General features: G+C 35.5%; 18 protein-coding genes. 10 read left to right on the forward strand and 8 right to left on the reverse strand.

Annotated features, from left to right (window positions below; translation table 11 throughout):
• Window positions 1-130 precede the first annotated feature (130 nt).
• The 3 genes from GCQ56_RS03195 to tsaA all read left to right on the forward strand — a co-directional run bounded on the left by GCQ56_RS03195 (window position 131) and on the right by tsaA (window position 2,958).
• Window positions 131-640 (forward strand): DUF4494 domain-containing protein, encoded by a 510-nt coding sequence (locus GCQ56_RS03195; RefSeq protein ID WP_152732938.1) that lies wholly within the window; start codon window positions 131-133, stop codon window positions 638-640.
• Window positions 641-935: 295 nt separating this feature from the next.
• The gene (gene aspA / locus GCQ56_RS03200) at window positions 936-2,342 is read left to right on the forward strand and encodes an aspartate ammonia-lyase (protein WP_152732939.1); all 1,407 of its coding nucleotides are present in this window, start codon (window positions 936-938) and stop codon (window positions 2,340-2,342) included.
• Window positions 2,343-2,460: 118 nt separating this feature from the next.
• Window positions 2,461-2,958 carry a tRNA (N6-threonylcarbamoyladenosine(37)-N6)-methyltransferase TrmO gene (tsaA, locus tag GCQ56_RS03205; protein ID WP_152732940.1) on the forward strand — a complete coding sequence of 166 codons (498 nt, stop codon included), beginning with the start codon at window positions 2,461-2,463 and terminating at the stop codon, window positions 2,956-2,958.
• Between the two features lie 141 nt (window positions 2,959-3,099).
• On the opposite strand, the gene hemH is transcribed toward tsaA, so the two are convergent.
• The 4 genes from hemH to GCQ56_RS03225 form a co-directional block, all read right to left on the reverse strand.
• On the reverse strand, window positions 3,100-4,110 hold the full coding sequence (gene hemH / locus GCQ56_RS03210) for a ferrochelatase (protein WP_152732941.1): 1,011 nt from the start codon (window positions 4,108-4,110) through the stop codon (window positions 3,100-3,102).
• 98 nt (window positions 4,111-4,208) lie between these two features.
• Window positions 4,209-5,108 (reverse strand): oxygen-dependent coproporphyrinogen oxidase, encoded by a 900-nt coding sequence (gene hemF / locus GCQ56_RS03215; RefSeq protein WP_152732942.1) that lies wholly within the window; start codon window positions 5,106-5,108, stop codon window positions 4,209-4,211.
• Between the two features lie 20 nt (window positions 5,109-5,128).
• On the reverse strand, window positions 5,129-5,446 hold the full coding sequence (locus GCQ56_RS03220; RefSeq protein WP_152732943.1) for a DUF6787 family protein: 318 nt from the start codon (window positions 5,444-5,446) through the stop codon (window positions 5,129-5,131).
• Between the two features lie 185 nt (window positions 5,447-5,631).
• On the reverse strand, window positions 5,632-7,197 hold the full coding sequence (locus GCQ56_RS03225; protein WP_152732944.1) for a peptide MFS transporter: 1,566 nt from the start codon (window positions 7,195-7,197) through the stop codon (window positions 5,632-5,634).
• A 308-nt stretch (window positions 7,198-7,505) separates the two neighbouring features.
• Here GCQ56_RS03225 and GCQ56_RS03230 point away from each other — a divergent pair, with 308 nt between their 5' ends.
• The 3 genes from GCQ56_RS03230 (at window position 7,506) to GCQ56_RS03240 (ending at window position 12,129) form a co-directional block, all read left to right on the forward strand.
• Window positions 7,506-9,017, forward strand: coding sequence for an NAD(P)H-hydrate dehydratase (locus GCQ56_RS03230; RefSeq protein WP_152732945.1), 1,512 nt, complete (start codon window positions 7,506-7,508; stop codon window positions 9,015-9,017).
• A gap of 67 nt (window positions 9,018-9,084) precedes the next feature.
• Window positions 9,085-10,218 carry a DUF4831 family protein gene (locus tag GCQ56_RS03235; protein ID WP_152732946.1) on the forward strand — a complete coding sequence of 378 codons (1,134 nt, stop codon included), beginning with the start codon at window positions 9,085-9,087 and terminating at the stop codon, window positions 10,216-10,218.
• A 435-nt stretch (window positions 10,219-10,653) separates the two neighbouring features.
• Window positions 10,654-12,129, forward strand: a complete 1,476-nt coding sequence (locus GCQ56_RS03240; RefSeq protein WP_152732947.1) for an aminoacyl-histidine dipeptidase — start codon at window positions 10,654-10,656, stop codon at window positions 12,127-12,129.
• 75 nt (window positions 12,130-12,204) lie between these two features.
• Here GCQ56_RS03240 and GCQ56_RS03245 read toward each other — a convergent pair whose 3' ends face one another.
• Genes GCQ56_RS03245 through GCQ56_RS03255 form a run of 3 tightly spaced genes read right to left on the reverse strand, consistent with a single transcriptional unit; the run spans window position 12,205 to window position 15,269 of the window.
• A complete protein-coding gene (locus GCQ56_RS03245; protein WP_152732948.1) occupies window positions 12,205-12,663 on the reverse strand; it encodes a DUF2062 domain-containing protein in 459 nt (152 codons plus the stop codon).
• Between the two features lie 45 nt (window positions 12,664-12,708).
• Complete coding sequence (locus GCQ56_RS03250; RefSeq protein WP_152732949.1) at window positions 12,709-13,821, reverse strand: alanine racemase; 1,113 nt, start codon at window positions 13,819-13,821, stop codon at window positions 12,709-12,711.
• A 29-nt stretch (window positions 13,822-13,850) separates the two neighbouring features.
• Complete coding sequence (locus GCQ56_RS03255) at window positions 13,851-15,269, reverse strand: nicotinate phosphoribosyltransferase (protein ID WP_152732950.1); 1,419 nt, start codon at window positions 15,267-15,269, stop codon at window positions 13,851-13,853.
• A gap of 182 nt (window positions 15,270-15,451) precedes the next feature.
• Between GCQ56_RS03255 and GCQ56_RS03260 the strand changes: the two genes are divergently transcribed.
• From GCQ56_RS03260 to GCQ56_RS03275, 4 genes are all read left to right on the forward strand, one after another.
• Entirely contained in the window at window positions 15,452-16,864 is a 1,413-nt protein-coding gene (locus GCQ56_RS03260; protein WP_227005976.1) for an MFS transporter, read from the forward strand.
• A 156-nt stretch (window positions 16,865-17,020) separates the two neighbouring features.
• Window positions 17,021-18,460 carry an MFS transporter gene (locus tag GCQ56_RS03265; protein WP_152732951.1) on the forward strand — a complete coding sequence of 480 codons (1,440 nt, stop codon included), beginning with the start codon at window positions 17,021-17,023 and terminating at the stop codon, window positions 18,458-18,460.
• A 105-nt stretch (window positions 18,461-18,565) separates the two neighbouring features.
• Entirely contained in the window at window positions 18,566-19,930 is a 1,365-nt protein-coding gene (locus GCQ56_RS03270) for an MFS transporter (RefSeq protein ID WP_193323699.1), read from the forward strand.
• Window positions 19,931-20,199: 269 nt separating this feature from the next.
• A complete protein-coding gene (locus GCQ56_RS03275; protein WP_152732953.1) occupies window positions 20,200-20,763 on the forward strand; it encodes a hypothetical protein in 564 nt (187 codons plus the stop codon).
• Window positions 20,764-20,927: 164 nt separating this feature from the next.
• Here the strand turns inward: GCQ56_RS03275 and GCQ56_RS03280 are convergent, their stop codons facing one another.
• Entirely contained in the window at window positions 20,928-22,199 is a 1,272-nt protein-coding gene (locus GCQ56_RS03280; protein ID WP_152732954.1) for an adenylosuccinate synthase, read from the reverse strand.
• Window positions 22,200-22,421: the final 222 nt, after the last annotated feature.

Genomic DNA, 22,421 nt, shown 5'->3' on the forward strand with positions numbered 1-22,421 from the left:
GTAAAATCCTGAATAATACATAGTAAAAGAAAATAGAGGATAGGGTCGGCATTTTGTCGACCTTATTTATTTTCATAGGATTTCAAATCCTTTATCTTTGTTATCCTTTAAAAATTTAAACATCTATATCATGACAAATAATTGGTTCGAGTGCAAAGTAAAATATGTTAAAATTGACGAAGTATCGGGTAAAGAAAAGAAAGTATCTGAGCCATATTTGGTAGATGCAATGTCGTTTACCGAAGCTGAAGCGAGAATTCACAAAGAATTGGAGCAAATGATAAGTGGTGAATTTAATGTTACCAATATTAGTAAATCTAATGTTGTAGAATTGTATCCAAACGAAAATGGAGATCGCTGGTATAAAGCAAAAGTTAGTTTTGTAGATGTTGATGAAGCATCAGGAAAAGAGAAGAAGGCAAACCAATATATGTTGGCTGAAGCGAACAATGTAAAAGAAGCTTATGAGTTTTTGGAAGACTGTTTAAGCGATATGATTGTACCTTTCGAGATTCCCGCAATTACGGAAAGTCCAATCATGGATGTTTTCCCATTTTTTACAGATGAAGTTAACGAAGAGATTCCAGAAAACTTAAAACCAATTTCGGAAATTGAGCCGAATGAAAATGAATTTGAATAGATCAGAATTTTCTGATCAGGTTTTTTACGGAAACGTTTGTTTTCTGTTGAAAAACATACATGTTAGGTTCTTGTTTTTGTTGTTTTTATATGTGTAACATGTAGATTAATAGCTGTTTGAGTGAATGGTTATGGTAAGTGCTAATTTTTACTTTTTTCTTCGGTAAAAAATCTTTCTTCTTATACATTTGTTCCCACAAACAAACACAAATTATTCATGCAATGGCATTCTTAAATTTTGAAAAGGGGATATTTCAAAATTTACTAAGGAGTCAGGCAAAAAGTATAATCACACAATGAAAACAAGAACTGAGCACGACCTAATTGGATACAAAGAAGTTCCTGAAGAGGCTTATTACGGTATTCAAACTTTACGAGCAATTGAAAATTTCAATATTTGCGGAGTTAAACTTAGTGCTTACCCTAAGTTTATTAAAGGTTTAACAATGGTGAAATGGGCCGCAGCCAAAGCGAATAACGAGCTTGGTTTGATGGCTACAGATACAACCGATGCTATTCTTAAAGCTTGTGAAGAGATTATTGATGGTAAATTTCACGAGAATTTTCCAGTTGATATGATTCAAGGTGGAGCAGGTACTTCTACCAATATGAATGTGAACGAGGTTATTGCTAACCGAGGATTGGAAATTTTGGGTTACCAAAAAGGAGAGTACGATCATTGTCATCCAAATAATCACGTTAATTTATCTCAATCAACAAATGATGCATATCCAACAGGAATTAAAATTGCATTGATTTTGATGAATGAGGATTTAGTTGCTGGATTAAAAAGCCTAATTGAAGCATTCCGCGCTAAAGGAGAAGAATTCAAGGATGTTTTGAAGATGGGTAGAACTCAACTTCAGGATGCGGTTCCAATGACCTTAGGACAAGAGTTTGAAGCTTGGGCTGTAACACTTGAAGAGGAAATTGAGAGATTGAATCAGAATGCTAAATTGTTCCTTGAAGTAAATATGGGAGCAACTGCAATTGGAACTGGTATCAACTCAGAGCCTGAATATTCAGATAAGTGTGTGAAACACTTGCGTGATATCACCAACCTGGATATTGTTTTAGCTGGTAACTTGATTGAAGCAACTCCAGATACAGGATCATATGTAATGTATTCATCAGCAGTTAAGCGTTTGGCAGTTAAATTGTCGAAAATTTGTAACGATTTACGTTTGCTTTCTTCTGGTCCTCGTTGTGGATTCAACGAAATTAACTTGCCAAAAATGCAACCAGGATCATCTATCATGCCAGGAAAAGTAAATCCTGTAATTCCTGAGGTTGTAAATCAGATTGCATATAAAGTTATTGGTAATGATTTGACTGTTACATTTGCTGCAGAAGCAGGACAATTGCAGTTGAATGTAATGGAGCCTGTATTGGTTCGTGCGATTCTTGAATCAATGGAAATGTTGGAGAATGGAATGGCAACATTAAAAGAGCGTTGCATTGAAGGAATTACTGCTAACGAAGAACATTGTAAAGAAATGGTATTAAACAGCATCGGAATTGTAACAGCTGTTAATCCAACATTAGGATATGAAGCTTCTTCTCGTATTGCTAAAAGAGCTTTGGCAGAAAACAGAAGTGTTTACGATTTAATTCTTGAAGAAGGATTATTGAGTAAGGAGAAGTTAGACGAAATTCTTTCTCCTGAAAGAATGATCAAGCCTCAAAAGTTTGTGAAGGCTTAAATAACAATACTCTATCATAAGAGTTCTTGGCGCACTAAAGAGGTTGCTTCGTTTATCGAGGTCAACCTCTTTTATTTTGTGGAATATTATTAAATTTATCTGATCAGAAATCTATGACATGACAGAAATAACTTTTAAGCCAATAGGAACAATTCGTACGCCGCACCTTTCTCGTGAGGGGATGCCAATTCAGCCTTTAAGTGCAACGGGTATAAAAGCAAAGGTTGAGCTCAATCCTGAATATGTGGAAGGATTAATGGACCTGGAATCTTTCTCTCATGTTATTTTGCTGTATCATTTGCATGAATCGAATGGATACGATTTACAGGTAAAACCTTTTATGGATGATGTTATACATGGATTGTTTGCCACTAGAGCTCCACGTCGTCCGAATGCAATTGGGATGTCAACTGTAAGGCTTGTTGGTATTGAAGACAATATTCTGCATGTTGAGGATGTTGATATTTTAGATGGAACACCATTGCTTGATATCAAACCATTCTTTTCCAAGTTCGACAACAGACCAGATGCAGTTTCAGGTTGGTTGGATGAAACATGGAAAGAAAAGAATTATAAGATTAAATCAGATAGAAGATTCTTAGAAAAGAAAAAGTAATCTACTCAAGTTGATTGGGGGATACTTCCCAAAATGTTTGGGTACTACTTCCCAAGTAGCTCGGGTAACACTACTCAAGATGTTTGGGCAGTATTTCCCAAGATGTTTGGGTAACACTGCTCAAGTGGTTTGAATACTGATTTAGTTTAGAACAAGATCTTTAAGTGTTGCTATCCATTTTGGATGATCGTTTAAACTTTCCACCAATACCAATTTTTCACCACCATTTTCTTCAAATATTTCAGCATATTCCATTCCTATTTCAATGGTTGTTTCCAAACAATCTGCTACAAATGCAGGGCTGAATACCATTAGTTTTTTAGCTCCTTTTTTAGGCAGCTCTTCAACTACTTTATCCGAGAATGGTTCCAGCCAATTTTTATCCAATCGCGATTGGAAGGCAACCGTGTACTTGTCTTTTGGAATATTGAGTTTTTCAGCCAGTAATCTGCTTGTTTCAAAACAGGTAGATTTATAGCAAAAATAGTCCGTTTCAGGTTTAAATTTTTTATGGCAATTGCAGGTATGACAATCGAGCTGAGGATGAACCTTGTTTATTTGCCTAATGGGTAAGCCATGATATGAGAATACAAAATGGTCAAATTCAGTTAAATCATGCTTGTTGGCATTGTCAGCAATTGTATCCAAATAACCTTCGTGATCGAAAAACTGATTTACAAATTTAATCTCTGGAATAACCTCCCAACTTTTAATAATATCCATAGCTTTCTCGTAAGTCGAGCCAGTGGTTGATGAAGCATATTGAGGATACATTGGTAAAATGACCAATTTGGCAGGCATGTCTAATCTTATTTTTTCTAAAACCTTTTTCATTGATGGTTCCTGATAGCGCATTGCCAATTCTACAGTATAGTTTTCATCTAATTCTTTTTGCAGTAATGTCTTTACCTTTTCACCATAAATCATCAAAGGTGAGCCCTCTTTAGTCCACAATTGCTTGTATATTTTCGATGATCCCTTTGCTCGAAAAGGAACAATAATCAGGTTTACTAAAATTTTACGAAGCAACCAAGGGATATCAATAACCCTACGATCGTTTAAAAACTCGAAAAGATAGGTGCGAACATTTGAAACACTGGGACTTTTAGGTGTTCCCAGGTTTAGAAGAAGAACAGTAGTTTTTTTAGGCATAGTAATAGCTATTCGATCGAAATTAAAAAGGAAACAATAGTACCTGTTTCCTCTGTTAAATTAATATTTTTTCTGCTATATGATACAACAAATGGAAATCAGATTTGTTCTTTCCAATTGATTCCTTTCTTTAGCAGTTGGATTGTTTCTTCTTCTTTTGAGCCTTCTTTGATTTCATATTGATAGGTCCACTTTACTTCTGGAGGCATGCTTACCAAAATGGATTCTGTTCTTCCATTGGTGTCCAATCCAAACTTAGTGCCTTTGTCCAGCACCAAATTAAATTCTACATATCGTCCACGACGATGCAATTGCCAATCTTTTTCCTGTTCAGAGTATGCTTTGTTCGCATTTTTAGTTATGATATGACAATAAAGAGGTGCAAATAAATTACCAACATCCATCACAAAACTAAAAAGTTCTTCTTTACTCATGCCATTAGCACCATTCAAATGATCGAAGAATATACCTCCAATACCACGAGTTTCTTCTCTAAACGGTAGGTAGAAATAATCATCAGCCCAAGGCTTAAATTTATTGTAGAATTCAGGATGATGACGATCACAAACCTCTTTTAATTTCGTATGGAATTCTTTGGCTTCCTCTTTATCTATATAAATTGGGGTAAGATCAATTCCTCCGCCAAACCAAAAAGTTCCATCTTCTAATTCAAAGTAACGAACATTCATATGAACAATTGGCACATGCGGATTCTCAGGATGCATAATTAAAGAGACACCTGTAGCAAAGAAATTCTCATTACTAAGTTTTAGTTTGTCTTTTATTTTATCTGGTAATATGCCATGAACAGCAGAAAACTGAACACCACCTTTTTCAATGATATTTCCATTTTTAATTACCCTACTGCGACCTCCTCCGCCACCTTCACGTTCCCATTTGTCTTCCTGGAATTTAGATTTACCATCTGTATTTTCCAAAACTTTGCATATTCGGTCTTGAAGTTCTTTGAATCTATCTGCAATTTGTTCTTTGTTCATAGACTTATCGTGAGGTATAATTATAGAGTTTCGTTTACTGGTTTGTTCTTTTTTCTGGAGAATCGGCTAATCATCTTTTTCTCAAAGTTCCAAAAGAATCTAAACTGTCCAAATACAGTTCCTACAATCAAAAGTAAAACCTGATATGTAGGTGTAATAATTAGAATACTTAAAAGTATGCGAAGTAGAATATTGGTATCTGATCCTATAGAGAAATAGTCAAAAATTGGATTTCGAACCATTACCGAAAGACTACCGGTTATTGAGAATACGATGAGAATTAAAATTAACTGGATGTTAGAAGTAATACCCCAACGTTTTTTAAGCTTTTCAATCATGTATTTTATTTAGAATTGTTTTGAATAAACAAATATAATATAAAATACCTTTTAGTCTGAAATAGGATGTAGGAATTCTATTTGATTTTATTGATGGCATAATAGAATAAGCCACTGTTGAGTTTAGAGCATAAAAAAGCCGCCTCAAAATGAGACGGCTTCCTTAAAATATATTTTCAATTTGCTTAGCTAGCAACTCTTTCAAGCCACTTAACCATAGCAAGCATAACAAACATTGAAAGGGCACAAGCCGCAACAAATACGAACCATGTTAACCACATTGGACTGTTTGTATATAAAATACCACCAATAAACAGGATTGAGTTACCTAAAGCTGTTGCAGCTAACCAAGCACCTTGCATAATTCCTTGCATGTGAGGAGGAGCAACTTTTGCTACGAAAGCAATTCCAAGAGGACTGATAAACAACTCAGCTACCGTTAATATGAAATATAAACCAACCATAATCCATGGGGTTAGTTTAATCGCTTCAAGTGCTTCAGGAGTCATTCCAGCTAATTCAGCTTTAGTTGGTACTGCAAAAGAGTATACCATTAAGAATACATAAGCCAAAGCTGCGATTCCCATACCAAAAGCAATTTTCTTAGGAGTAGAAAGGTTAATACCTTTTTTCTCTAAAAATCCAAAGAACCATACAATTACAGGAGTTAAGAATACAACAAATATTGGGTTCACAGCAGCAAAGATTTCTGCACCAATAATTTGAGTGAAGCCTAAGTCCATTTTAATAGCACTTAAATCAATATAATCTCTTGCAAAGTAAGTTAAAGAGTATCCGTTTTGGTGGAAAGCAAACCAGAAGAAAATAACAACTCCGAATACAGCGAAAAGAGCGTAAACACGTTGTTTAATTTCTTTAATATCCATTTGAATTTCTTCTTTCGATGGTCCTTCTTTATCACCATTATTAGCTTTGGCAGACATATCAGGGAACTTTGATTTATTAACTAAATAAATAATCAAAGAAACAGCCATCATTACAATAGCAGTCATAAATGCATACTGGAAACCAACACTGAAAACATTCAAGTAATCGTTTACAAAAGATCCTAGTTCAGGAGTAACACTACCACCATCCATTACTTCTTTTGCATATGTAGTTAGCTGATTTAATCTCTCAGGAAGCATTTCGGTACCTGCCTTAGCATGACCAACGTATTCGTGACATAATTCAGGTAAAGATGAATTATATAGGAAACCATTTGTCTTTAACCACCAGTTTCTAACACCTACAGCAATAAAAGGAGCAAAAAGAGCACCAATGTTGATAAACATATAGAACAACTGAAAACCTGATTCTCTTTTATCTCTATACTCATCTTTGTCGTACATCTGACCTACAAGAGCTTGTAAGTTTCCTTTAAATAATCCGTTACCAAAAGCAATAACGAATAAACCAAAACAAGTGATACCTAAATATAAAGCTTGATTAGGTACAGGAGTTGGAGTTGGAATAGCAATCATTACATACCCCAAAGCCATTACAATAAGACCAGTAAAAATAGTGCCCTTGTAATTTTTTGTTTTGTCGGCAATTCTACCGCCCACTAATGCCAATAAATATATTGAGGCATAGAATGCAGAATAAATGTATCCTGTTGTTGTTTCTGATAATCCAAACTTAGCAGAAATAAATAGTGTTAAGATTGCCATCATTATATAGAAGCCAAAACGTTCCCCCATATTAGTTAATGCTGCAGCAATCATTCCTTTAGGATGTCCTTTAAACATAAATGTTAGTTTTAATTTATAATAGTTTCGTTCTAGTTATGAGAACGACAAATATATAGAAAAAATCAGAAGTCTATAATGATTTGTAAGCGAATCGTACTTATTTAAATCGTTTTCGTAAGTAAAGCTAAATTTCAAAAGTTTAGTATCTTTGATAGGAATGCCTAAAATGCTTTATGTTTCTTGAGAAAATGAGCGTAAAGAGAAAGTTTCTTTAGTGTAATTTACTCTTATTAATACGCTTTCCGAATTAGACTTTTTCGATTTGAAACGGACTGTCTTTTGATATAACTTATAACAAAATATCTATGAAAATTTTTCCTTCTTCACTGGTCGCAAAGATTGATGCTTATACTATCGAGAATGAACCCATATCTTCAGTAGATTTAATGGAAAGAGCTACGCTAAAACTTTTTAATAAAATTGTTGATAAATTTCCTGCGCCTCGAAATTGTAAAATATTTGTGGGACCGGGAAATAATGGAGGGGATGGTTTGGCATTAGCAAGGCTACTAGCCGAGAAAAATTATACCGTAGAGGTATTTCTTGTTAAGATAAGTAACACATTATCCGATGATGCCGAAGTTAATCTGCAAAGATTAAAGTTGCTTAAAGCGGTTGATATTTATGAATTGGCTTCGGCAGATGCCATGCCTTGGTTATTTCCCGATGATATCGTGATTGATGCCATTTTTGGATCCGGTTTATCACGATCGATTGAAGGTGTTGCCTTAGAGGTTGTAAAGGCTATAAATGCTAGTGAAGCAAAAGTAATTGCTATAGACATACCCTCCGGATTAATGGGAGAAGACAATTCAAATAACAATTACCATGGAATCGTAAAAGCTGATATTACCTTAAGCTTTCAGTTTCCAAAATTGGCTTTTCTCTTTCCTGAGAATGATGTTTATGTTGGAGAATGGGAGGTTTTGTCTATTGGTTTGCATCCCGAAATTATTAGTTCTGAACCGACTCCATATAAAATATTAACGCGGGAATTTGTAAAATCATTACTAATGCCACGCAGAAAATTTGATCACAAAGGAACCTTTGGTCATGGATTGTTAATCAGTGGAAGCTATGGGAAAATGGGCGCTGCAATTCTTGCTTCACGAGCTGCATTACGTTCAGGAATAGGTTTGTTAACCTCTCATATTCCGCGATTGGGTTATGATATCATGCAAACAGCGGTTCCTGAAACCATGGTGAGTATCGATCGATCGGATATCATATTTACCGAATATCCTGAATTGGAACAATTTAAAGCCATTGCTATTGGTCCTGGAATTGACAAAAAGCAAAATTCTTACAAGGCGATGATCGATTTGCTGAAGGAAGTAAAGGTACCAGTGGTTGTTGACGCTGATGCTATTAATATTATTAGTGAGCATGCGGAGTTGAAAGAGGATTTACCAATGGGGTGTGTTTTTACGCCTCACATGAAAGAATTTGAACGTTTGGTTGGGAAATCAAACGACAGTTTTACAAGAAACAATATGCAGCGTGAGTTTGCAAGAGAACATGGATTAACAATGGTACTGAAAGGTGCTTATACAGCAATTGCTTGTCCGGAAGGGAGTTGTTATTTTAATCCAACCGGAAATCCAGGAATGGCAACAGCGGGAAGTGGGGATGTGCTTACAGGAATAATATTATCTTTGCTTTCACAAGGATATCCATCCAAGATAGCAGCGATTATTGGTGTTTATTTGCATGGATTGGCGGGAGATTTGGCAGTAGGAAAAATAGGAGTGGAGGCTCTTACTGCTGGCGATATTGTTGAATATTTGCCAAAAGCCTGGCTTGCATTAAAGAAGTAGCAATAAAACGAAAGGTAATGGCGTTAGAAATAATGTCTATATCAGTAAAATATAAATAACAATACGAATGATGCTAAGAAAATTAATGGTGTTCTGTATGATACTTGCTTTATCGTGGAACGCCAATGCTCAAAAAAGAAGAACTTTAGAAACGCCAAGTACGGTAATTTATGCTTTACCTCAAACGGTTTTAAAAGTAGATGTTGTTGCAGAGAAAACAATTCTTAAAAAAGGACCTTTTGCTGATTATGCACAAAAATATTTAGGTATTTCGGATGTGGTAAAAGCTGATGGAAACAGTTGGAAATTGAAAGCTATAGAATTAAACGGAAAAGGAGAGGTTGATTCGGAGCAGTTTCATAAACTAACTACTTCTGTTGATTACGAGCCATCTTTAATTGCCTTAACACCCGAAGGATTAATCCGTGGATTTAATTTAAGGAATAGTCAATTTGAGAATGTTGAAAAGGAAGTAATTGCTTTATCGGATCGTAATGTAGAAATTGAATATGGTAAGTTTTCAATTGATCCAATTCTGAAATATCAGGAGGATACTATATATAAGGTGGTGGAAACCGATACAGCTTTTGTAAAAATTCCGGTATTGGAAAAGCAAGCTCTTACAAAATCTTTGGAAGAGAAAGCCGAAGAGGCAGCTCACCAAATATTTAAATTGAGAAAAAGAAGATTTAAGATTTTGACCGCAAACTTTGAAGTTCTTCCACCAGATGGGAAGGCTTACCAGGTAATTGTTGAGGAGTTGGCAAAATTAGAACATGAATACATATCACTTTTCACAGGTAAAAAGGTGAGTATTAAAAAGACGTATCAGTTTTCTTACACTCCTAAGCAAGGGGAGAATGGTGGCGTTATTTTCCGTATGTCTCCACAAATGGGACCTGTTGGAGTTAATGATCTTGGAGGAAGACCAATTCGTGTCGATTTCAAAAATATGAATGTAACCGATGAATTAGCAATTCTACCTACTGCAGGAGTAGCTCCACATCAACAAATTAAATATCGAATTCCTGGAATGGCAGACGTAGCCATTTCGAATGGAAAAAGTGTTCTGTTGAAAAAGCGTATGGCAATTGCTCAATTCGGTAAGCTTGCAAGTATTCCAGCAGAAGTATTGCTTAACGAAAACTATAGCATCGAATTTTATCCTGAATTAGGATCGATTAAAAATGTAAGCAAATAGAAATCTAAAAGTTAGGGATTTCGATTGGTGTTCGGATTCTCAATAAATAGATTCTAAAATATAATGATCCCTCTCCAAACGGAGAGGGATTTTTCTTTTTAGATACATTTGTAATGTATTGATATATTGCTCCCCAGACAGGGTGGACCCCTTCACGGACACAAGGAAGTACTTCACGGACATAGGGGAGAGGCTCACGGACAAAAAAGTAGATTGACTTTATCGAGTAGCAATCTGTTTCATAAAGTGTGGCATAGCAAATAAAAGTACTGTAATTCTCTTTTTCCATTCTGAGATAGATCCGTCCAATGGGTAACTCTTAAAAATCCTTAATTCAGATTCTCTTTTTCGTATTCTCTTTCTGCCTTTATCAAAAAATATTACCTTTAGTGCTCTTAAATAATAAACACAAAAATTTAACGGAGGAAATATATAATGAGCAAAGAAATTTTAAGTCTCGAGCCAAAGGCGATCTGGGAGAATTTTTATTCACTAACTCAGATTCCACGTCCATCGAAGCATGAAGATGCAATTCAGGATTTCATGATGAAATTCGGACAGGATTTAGGTTTGGAAACCATTAAGGATGGAGTTGGAAATATTATTATTAAGAAGCCAGCTACTCCAGGTTTTGAGAATCGTCAAGGTGTGGTATTGCAAGGTCACCTGGATATGGTACCTCAGAAAAATGCTGATACTGAACATGATTTCGAGAAAGATCCGATTACTACTGTAATCGATGGTGACTGGGTAACTGCTGACGGTACTACTTTAGGTGCTGATAATGGTATGGGTGTTGCTGCGGCTATGGCTGTTCTTCAGGCTACTGATATTGAGCACGGACCGGTAGAGGCTTTGTTTACTGCTGATGAGGAAACTGGAATGACAGGTGCTTTCGGTCTTCAGAACGATGTTTTAGATGGTGATATCCTTTTAAACATGGACTCGGAAGATGAAGGTGAATTGTACGTAGGTTGTGCCGGTGGTATCGATGCTAATGTTACAATGAAATACAAAGAGGAGAAGCTTGAGAAAGGTCATGTAGCTTACAAGCTTTACATGAAAGGTCTTAAAGGTGGTCACTCAGGAATGGAAATTATTTTGGGTCGTGGTAACTCAAACAAATTGTTGTTCCGTTTCATCAAATTTGCAACTAAAAACTTCAAATTGAAGTTGGCATCTGTTGATGGTGGATCTCTTCGTAACGCAATTCCTCGTGAGTCGTTCGCAGTTGTTGCTGTTCCAGAAAAATACAACGAGAAATTCTTAGCTGCTGTTGCTGAATTTGAGGCTACTTATAAAGCTGAACTTTCTGCTGTTGAGCCAGATTTAGTATTCTTTGCAGAAGCTACAGATGCTCCTAAGAATGTTTTCAAAAAGAAATCTCAAAAGAATCTTACCAATGCAATTTACGCTTGTCCAAACGGTGTAATTCGCATGAGTGATGATATGCCAGGATTGGTTGAGACTTCTTTGAACCTTGCTCGTGTTTATAGCGAAAAAGGTACAATCATTGTTCAGGCATTGATTCGTTCGTCGGTTAATTCGGCTAAGGATGATTTGGCACAAATGGTTTCTTCTACTTTCGAATTGGCAGGTGGAAAAGTGAAATTGGAAGGTGAATATCCAGGATGGAAGCCAAACATGGATTCTCCTATCTTGAAAACCATGCAGGAAGTTTACAACAACAAGTATGGTAAGATACCGGAAATTAAAGCAATTCACGCTGGATTAGAGTGTGGTTTGTTAGGAGCTGTTTACCCAGCTTGGGATATGATCTCATTCGGACCAACTATCCGTTTCCCTCACTCTCCAGATGAGAAAGTGAAGACTGATACAGTTGTTAAATTCTGGGATTTCTTAGTAGAGACTTTGAAATATGTACCAGTAAAAGAGTCGGTTGAAGCATAAGTAAATGCTACCAGATATAAGAAAGGACGTACAATTTGTACGTCCTTTTTTTGTGCGACCTAACATGGTACGCCTCTACCTAAATCTTTTTAAAAGGAAATAGATTAGCAAAAAAAATAAGGCTCCAATTCCACTTGCTACCAATAGTGAACCAATGGCAAATTGCAGATAATTCTCCCCTAATGTTTTCAAGTTCATTAAATCGGGCACTTCGCTTTGAAAAGCCCCAGTTAAAGTAAATGTTCCCACCTGATATCCTACTATAAGAATTAAAGGAATAAGAGGAGGAATGCTACTGATATTAACCGTAATCAAGACCAAAACCTTATTCAAACGAAAAAGAACAGCCAATGAAATAGCTAAAGCTGTTTGAAATCCCCAGGCAGGAGAAAAGGCGAGAAATGCGCCTATTGCCAGAGAAAGAGCAATAACTGAATTGGAATTGTTTGCAGCTGTAATTTCAGCAACTACTACTTTTTTTACTTTTGCAAAGCTAAATTTTTCCAAATAGGCTTGATAGTTCATTTTCTTCATGTATTATCAGTAAACAAATGATATAATTGATTGTTCACTGAACGGCTAACTATTTATGGTCTTAATCCATTTTCCTTCAGTCGACAAATAATTTTTCATCAGATTAGCAGTCATGCAGGAATGAACTGGTAGGATTCCAATTAAATCTCCAATGGTAAACTGATCAAAAAGATCATCGCTACAGCGGATAATTCCGTGTTCTTGTGAAAGATTAGATAGAAAACCGCCACCTAGAATTTCACTCCATCCGTTTTCTGTAATGCGAACAATGCTTCCAAATAGTTTGGTTCCTTCATCATCAGCTTCGATAAATTCCTTAGAGAAATGTACGCCACCGCCATGAATCACCAGTTCTTTTCTATCAATGTTTCGTGCAATAATTGGACAAGCCATGGCAACAGCAATTTGATTTTCGTTGCAGGAGCCTAAAACGTATTGCATGATGTCAAAAAAGACAAAGTTACCAGGTCTGAGTTCGTCTATTCCATAAAATTCTTCGCTGATACTGCAGGCAGGAGTATCACCTAATGATACTTCAATGCTTGGAATGTCTTTGCGGAAAACATCTTTCAGTTCGTTCAGATCCAATAATGTTTTGCTGTGATTCTTGTGAATCTCATCCTGATCGCTTGCATTGTAGTTGTGTCCGGTGTGTGCAAGGAAACCTTTGCAGTTTAACTTCTCCGATTCCTTCATCAAATCAACCAATAGTTGCACAGAACCTATTGCCTCTGAAGGAATACCACTTCGTTGATATCCGGTATCCATCTTTATGAAAACATCGACTGAATGATCCAATTCAGAATCCAAAAACAGAATGCTTTCTCTCGATTCCAGAACCAGGTTCAATTGAATTTTAGATGCCAACTCATTTATCAAGTCTATTTCTCGAACATTAACAGGAATAGCAACTGTAATATCTTTCCAACCATTATCTGCAAAATATTTTGCCATGCTTAAGGATGATACGGCAATTGATTCTACACCTCGTTCTTTAAACCAAGCTCCAATTTCAGCCGATTGATGCGTCTTAAAGTGAGGTCGCAAGCGCGCATTGGCACGTTGTGCTCTTGCAATCATGTCTTCAATGTTAGCAATACATTTTGCTTTGTCTAATAATAGAGTTGGGCGAACGATTAAGGTATCGAGATTTGACATTATTGGAACGTTATTAATGAATTTGTGTATTATTTTATTTTTGATCGGATATCTTTCAACATGTTGTCTCTTAAATCGAGTAAGCTTCTAGATATACCAACTTTATAGATATGTGGACTGATAAAGCGTTTGTGTTCATCAGGTAATTGAGCAAAACGTTTTTTCAGATATTGATTGATTTCACTTGGTGTTTGTTCTTCAATAAGAATTTCTCCATTTTCCATAACCAATTGAGTCAATTCCTCATATTCAAAATTGGCAACCTCTGTATTTTTATCAGGATGAAAAGGGTGATATATTTTCTTTACATTTTCATCATTGGTTAGAAGAATGCCATCGCGAAAGAACATGCCATCCGAATCGATAAATCTTATCAACTTCTTTTTACCTGGCATTGTTATTTTTTCGATATTCTCAGATATTTTAAGTCTGGGATTTCCGTTGTTTTCAACTAACTTGTAGACACCATCGAGTGCTCCAGTATCTTTCCCGGTTACCAATTCGGTTCCAATTCCATATCCATCCAGCTGAGCTCCCTGTTCATTCAAACTCTTGATAACATATTCATTCAATTGGTTCGAGGCAAATATTTGAACGTAATCCAGATTGGCATCGTTCAACATTTTTCTGGCTTTCTTGCTAAGATAAGCAAGGTCGCCACTATCTAATCGTATTCCAATTAGTTTATGTCCTTTGGACTCCAATTCTTTGGCAACAATTATTGCATTTGGCAATCCTGATTTTAAGGTGTTGTAGGTGTCAACCAAAAGAACGGAATTCTCTGGATTGATTTCGGCATATTTTCTGAATGCTTCCAATTCTTCATCGAAACTTTGTACCCAAGCATGTGCTTGAGTTCCAGTAACAGGAATTCCATAATTGAAACCACTGTATACGTTCGATGTGGTGTCAGCACCACCAATAACAGCAGCACGACTGGCATGAACACCTCCTAATCCTTGAGCTCTGCGTAAGCCAAAGTCGGCAAAAGCTTTTTCTCCAATTACATTTCTAATTCTGCATGCTTTGGTGGCAATTAGCGATTGAAAGTTTAAATAATTTAGCAGGAGAGTTTCTACCAATTGAGCCTCGATGATATTACCTTCCACTCTAACAATGGGTTCGTTCGGAAATACAATTTCACCTTCACGAACACTATAAACTTTGGCATTGAACTTAAAATTCTCAAGATATTTTAAAAAATCATCTTTCAAACCTGCATTTTTCAAGAATTCGATATTCTTTTTATTGTAAGTAAAATTCTGAAGAATGTTCAATAAATCGTACAATCCTGCAAAAACGAGGTAGCCACCTTTATAAGGGTTGGTTCTATAGTAATAATCAAAAACCGTCTTTTCATTCTTTTTTCCGCTCAGGTAATATCCTTGAGCCATAGTGAGTTCGTAAAAGTCGGTATATAATCCAGAGTTTTCAGTTAATGTATTCATCGAATTAAATTAAATGCGAATCAGTATAAAATCTTCTCAAAGATAGGGAATATCTGCTTTGGATGTTCTAAATGTGGAATCAATATGGATAGGTTAAATATGTTGGTAGTCATTTGTTCCTGTCTCATTTAATCCTAAATTAGCGGCCTTTAAAAAATTCTTAAACACAAAAAATATTTAAAATGGTAATGACCGCACAATTACAACAAACACTTCGCGAGAGTAAAACGGCTCGTTGGATTGTTTTGGCCTTGGTATCATTTGTGATGCTAACAGGATATTTATTTACAGATATTTTATCTCCATTAAAACCATTATTGTTAAAGGATTCTGCTTTAGATTGGAACAATAGTTCTTATGGGTTTTTCACTGGAGCATATTCTTTATTTAATGTCTTCTTTTTATTCTTGATTATTGGTGGAATTATCCTTGATAAATTAGGTATTCGTTTCACAGGAATTACATTTGTTAGTTTAATGATTGTTGGTGCTGGTATCAATTACTATGCATTAACTCCTGCATTTGTTAATGGTGGTTTTGGATATGATTTCATGAATTCATTTTTCACTAGTTATAGTCCATCGGTAAAAATGGCTGCATTAGGATTTGCAACATTTGGTGTTGGTGTTGAGATTGCTGGGATTACGGTATCAAAAATTTTGGTGAAGTGGTTTAGAGGTAAAGAATTGGCTCTGGCTATGGGATTAGAGATGGCTACTGCTCGTTTTGGTATGTTAGCGGCATTTTGGTTTTCAACCAGAGTAGCCGGAGAGCAAGAAATTATTACTCGTCCTGTTGCTTTTGCAGCATTATTGCTTGTTGTTGGATTGTTGACTTTCCTAATTTATGCAATGATGGATGCAAAATACGATAAACAAGAAGGAGTTGAAGAGGCTTCTGCAGATCCAGAAGATGAATTTAAAATTTCTGATTTGGGTAAATTGTTTACGAATAAAGCATTCATGTACATCGCTATTTTGTGTGTATTATTCTATTCAGCAGTTTTCCCGTTTATGAAATATGCTGCAGATTTATTTGTAAATAAATTTGGAACAACTGCTGATACAGGTGGATTTATTGCTGGTCTTCTTCCATTAGGAACTATGGCTTTAACACCTTTATTTGGTAGTTATCTTGATAATAAAGGAAAAGGAGCAAGTATTATGATTTTTGGTTCAATCCTTTTAATTGCAGTACATTTGACTTTTGCTTTGGCTCCATCTTCAACTTTTATAGCTTGGGCTGGTATGATCGTGTTAGGTATTGGATTTTCTCTAGTTCCGGCATCGATGTGGCCATCAGTACCAAAAATTGTAGAAGATAGATACCTTGGTTCTGCTTATGCAGTAATATTTATGATTCAGAATATTGGATTGATGGTTGTTCCAATGTTGATCGGTTATGTTCTTGATGTTGTGAATCCAGGTGTTACTGAGCAAATTCAACAAGGTGTTGAAGGTGCAGTTTATAATTATACTGTTCCTATGTTGATATTTGCATCAACAGGTATTTTAGGTCTTTTGTTTGCATACTTGCTTAAGAAGGAAGATAAGAAGAAAGGATATGGTCTTGAATTACCGAACATTCAAAAATAATTTCAAAACATATATTATAGTTAAAAGCCACCTATTGGGTGGCTTTTTTCGTAAGCGGTTGTATATGATAAAATACAGGTTTGTTTTTTTAGGCATTAATCTTAATTTAGTAAGCTCTAAAATCTTAAAATAAATTTTAACCCAAAAATTATTGTAATGACAGATGCTATTAAAAAGACATTGAGAGATAGTGCAGGTGCCCGTTGGTTTGTGCTAATTCTCGTATCGGTAACTATGCTTATTGCATATACCTTCATGGAGGTTCTTTCTCCACTTCAAACTCAAATTCAGAGTACTTACGGATGGAGCGGTACTGATTGGGGAATAGTTACAGGAGCACAAGGATACTTGAATGTATTTGCTTTCATGCTGATTTTTGCAGGTATTATACTTGATAAAATGGGTATCAAATTTACTGCAGTAAGCTCAGGTGTAGTAATGATTATAGGTGCTATTGTAAAGTATTATGCATTTGCGCATAATTTTGAAATAGGTTCCACAATAATTGGAATAGATGCCAGAGTCTTTGTTTCTGCAGCTGGATTTGCAATATTCTGTGTAGGAGCTGAAGGAGCTGGAATTACCGTGTCAAGAATTATTGTAAAATGGTTTAAAGGAAAAGAAATGGCACTAGCTATGGGTACAGAGATGGCACTAGCACGTTTGGGTTCATTCCTTGCGTTATTCGGATCTCCACGTATTGCCAAAGCCTTTGATATACCTACAACAGTATTAGTAGGAACTATTGCTTTAAGTATTGCATTAATACTTTTCATTGTTTATTGTGTAATGGATGTGAAATTAGATAAACAAGTGGAAGATGAGGCTGAAGAAGAAGAGCCATTCAAAATTTCCGATCTATTGGTGATTGTCAAAAGCAAAGGATTCTGGTACATTGCTATTCTTTGTTTGTTATTCTATTCAGCAGTATTCCCATTCTATAAATTTTCGTCAGGTTTGATGGTAAATAAATTTGGTATTGATCCTTCAACAGCTGGTGATATTCCATCTATTTTGCCTTTTGGTACCATTCTTTTAACTCCATTATTTGGATATATCTATGATAGATATGGTAAAGGTGCTTCCATAATGATTCTTGGAGCTGTATTGCTTGTAATCGTTCATACTATTTTCTATTTACCTGCTTTAACAGCAACTTGGGTAGCTATTGCAGCAGTTATTCTTTTAGGTATTGCTTTCTCATTAGTTCCTTCAGCAATGTGGCCATCTGTACCTAAAATTATTCCAGAGAAGCAATTGGGATCTGCTTATGCACTTATTTTTTATGTGCAGAATATTGGACTAATGTTAGTTCCTATCTTATTAGGTGTAGTTTTGGATAAAACAAACCCAGGTATTAACGAAATGATTGAGAAAGCTATTGCTAATTTTAGAGCAGAAGGTGTTGATCCAGGAGATATTTCGTCAAAAGTTCAGGCTCTTAGAGAAGCAGGTGAAATACCAATGTTTGATTACTCATCAACTTGGTTAATTTTTGTTGGATTAACAGTTCTAGCTACTATTTTTGGTTTCTTATTGAAAGCTGAAGACCGTAAGAAAGGTTACGGACTGGAATTGCCAAATATTCAAAAATAGTTATCACAAATATTATTTTAAAAGCTGTCCTTCGGGGCGGCTTTTTTTATGCGATTACAAAAAGCTTTTGTATTTTCGGTGCTTCTTATAACTAACACTATATTAATGAATACAGAAGCTTTAAAAACCTCGTTAAGAGATTCGGCTGTTACACGATGGGCAATGTTACTTACCGTTGGATTTGTTCTTGCAGCAAATTACTATTTCTACGATGCCTTATCGCCATTAAAATCAACATTAACTAAAGAGCTTGGATTTACAAGTACTAATTTCGGATGGTTTGTTTCTGTCTATTCTGTGCCAAATGTATTTTTATGTATGGCAGTGCTCGGAGGTATTATTTTAGATAAACTAGGGATTCGCAGAACAGGCTTTATGTTTGTTTCTTTTATGGCTATTGGAGCCCTAGTTACAGCCTATGGTGCAAGCGACATGTATCGAAATGATGGAATCGGATATGCTTTTATGTCTTCATTTCTTCCCGGATATTCTCCAGAATTAAAAATGATGCTTTTAGGAAGGTTTCTATTTGGTTTAGGAGCAGAAACGAGTATTGTTGTTATTAGTAAAATCATTGTAAAATGGTTTAAAGGTAAGGAGTTGGCTTTGGCATTTGGTGTGAAGCTTGGCTTGGCAAGAACAGGTTCAATGTTGGCATTAATATTATCGCCTAGGTTGATAGGTTCTGAAGCTGGATGGACATTGGCAACATGGTTTGCTGCTCTTTTTGTAACTTCTGCACTATTGGTATTTATTGTATATATACTGTTCGATTTAAAATTAGATAAGCAAGTGCAAAAAGACACATTAGAAACAAAATCAGATCCTTTCCGTTTTTCTGACTTAGTAGAATTGCTAACCAATAGATCGTTTATTTTTGTTACATTTTTGTGTCTTACATTTTATTCTGCAGTGTTTCCATTCTTTGCTTTTTCGGCAGACTTTTTTGCAAATAAGTTTGGTTTAACTGAAATTCAAAGTGGCGATATTGCGGCTATGATGCCATTTGGTACTATGTTTTTTACACCATTATTTGGATTTTTTGTTGACAAATATGGTAAGGCAGCTTCATTGATGATATATGGCTCAATAATATTAACTGCTGTTCATCTTTGTTTCGCATTTTCTGGAATTACTCCTTATGCATTGATGGTTGTATTAGGTATTGCTTTCTCATTGGTTCCTGCGGCAATGTGGCCTTCGGTAGCAAAAATGGTGGACGAGAAGCGAATTGGAACTGCCTATGGTTTTATGTTTTCGGTTCAGAATCTTGGTTTATGGGCGTTTCCAATACTAGCGGGTATGATTTTAGATGGAACCAACCCAGTTGATGCAGAAAGATTGGATTATACTTACGCCATGATAATGTTTTCTTGTTTGGGAGTTATTGGTTTTATTTTCGCCCTATTATTGAAGCGTGAGGATAAGGTTTCAGGATATGGATTGGAATTGCCATCTAATAGCAAATAAAATTACAATTTAATTAATATGAAAAGCTGTCCCGTCGGGCAGCTTTTTTTGCTCCTGATTGTTAATGAATTGGTGCTTTTTACTAAAAGAAACTTGATTTTAAAGTAGGGTATTAGCTTGATTGCACGTTTAAATAATATATCGCATCGGCTCGCAACCTTTTTGGAGCAAGTGCATCTGTTATATAAAATGAATGCATTATGAATATGAAATTAAAAATCTTTTGTCTCGTAATTTTGCCTTTTATCTTTAGTTGTTCAACTGGGAAAATGATCTCAGAAAATGATCAGAAGGAATTTAACGAACAAACACATATAGGTTTACAATTCTCAAGAAATGGAGATTGCTGTTTTGAAACCAGGGATTGTGAAGGATTATGGGATAGGAGTAAGCAATCGATATTTCTATCCGGTCTGCTTATTCGTAAAGATAGTATTGGAACAATTGAACAATTGAATATTTCCATTAATGGAATTGATTTAAAGAACACAAGTTTTCCTCATATAATTAATGCTGAACTTGATGAGAGTGCGATGGTTGGTTGGTATAATGAGGCTGAGGTTAAACGTGAAAAATTTCTTTGTTCTGAATCTGATAATTCTTGTGAATTTCAAGGAAATGTAAAGAGAGATAAGATTAAATTAGTACTTACTAAATTTCAGAATAATGTTTTGGAAGGAAGATTCGAAGGTCGAATTTTTCTTAAGGGAACAGGAAATGTTCGATTTGTGAAAACAAGTGAATACAAAGACATAGTTGATGGTTCGTTTCGTATTAATCTTGATGATGCATCGAAAATTTCAGAAAAGAGTTTGGTTGCAGAAAAGCGATAATTTATTAGAAGCATATAAAATTCAAAGAGCGACACTTTTTATCGTATTGGGGTGTATTTTAAAAGGTGTTTATCAATGATGGGGATGTTGTTTTCGAAGTGGTGAAAACAGCATAAAAAAAATCCCGCCGTTTGGCGGGATTTTTTCATTTATTTAATTCTTGATTAGTCAAGATTTCTTTCGATTGTTTGTGCTCTGTTTGGACCAACAGAAACCACCTTTACAGGAACTCCTGTTTCTTTCTCAATAAAATCGATATAAGCATTAAATTCTTCTGGGAATTCATTTTCATGAGTTACAGAAGTCATATCAGTTTTCCAACCTTTAAATTCAGTTAAAACAGGCTTAATATCATCGGTCATTTCGTATGGTACATGCTCAACTTCTTCGCCATTTACGATATATGAAGTACAGATTTTGATGTTTTCAAAATCATCCATAACGTCAGATTTCATCATGGTCAATTCAGTAACACCATTAATCATGATTGAGTATTTTAAAGAAACCATATCTAACCATCCACATCTTCTTGGACGACCTGTAGTTGATCCATACTCGTTACCGTTGTCTCTTAATTGTTGTCCATCTTCGTCGAACAATTCGGTTGGGAAAGGTCCCATTCCTACGCGAGTACAATATGCCTTAAAAATACCAATAACTCTACCAATTCTGTTAGGAGCAATTCCTAATCCAGTACAAGCACCAGCACATACAGTGTTCGATGAGGTTACAAATGGATATGATCCGAAATCAATATCTAATAAAGTTCCCTGAGCACCTTCAGCAAGAATAGATTTACCTTCTTTTAAAGCGTCGTTTAGGAATTGTTCGCTATCAATTAATTGGAATTCGTTTAGCACTTTGATTCCTTCGAACCATTCCGCTTCGTATTCCGACATATCGTAATCGAACTCATAGAATTTGTCAAGCATTTGTCTGTGCTTGGCAACTAAAAGGTCGTATTTTTCTTTAAAATTACTGTTGATATCACCAACACGTAAACCGTTTCTACCGGTTTTATCCATGTAAGTTGGTCCAATCCCTTTTAAGGTCGATCCAATCTTAGATTTCCCTTTGGCTGCTTCCGAAGCTGCGTCAAGTATTCTGTGCGATGGCAAAATAAGATGAGCTTTTTTCGAAATAAATAAGGTTTTGGATAAATCAATACCTAGTTTTTTGATTCCTTCAATTTCTTTTTTGAAGATTACAGGATCAATAACAACACCATTACCAATAACGTTGATTTTATCATCGCGAAAGATTCCAGATGGAATGGTATGCAGTACGTGTTTAATTTCGTTAAATTCAAGTGTATGTCCGGCATTTGGTCCGCCTTGAAAACGGGTAATATAATCGTACTTTGGGGTTAGTACATCCACAACTTTTCCTTTACCCTCGTCTCCCCATTGGAGGCCTAAAAGTACATCAACTTTCATCTGTCTAATAATTTGAATTAAATCTTACATGTAAATATCCGTACCATTTTTTAATATCGGATTTATAAAACGGTTCGGTTTTCGATGTTAAATCTTGAAGGTAGGTCCCAAGTTTTAACAGTCAAAGGTAGTAATTATTTTCATTTTGCATGAGTGAAAATGAAGCTTGTTGATAAGTAGTTTAAAGACACAAAAAAACCTCTTAAAATAAGAGGTTTTTAT

Source organism: Marinifilum sp. N1E240, from assembly GCF_009295825.1.
Lineage (GTDB): Bacteria > Bacteroidota > Bacteroidia > Bacteroidales > Marinifilaceae > Marinifilum_A > Marinifilum_A sediminis.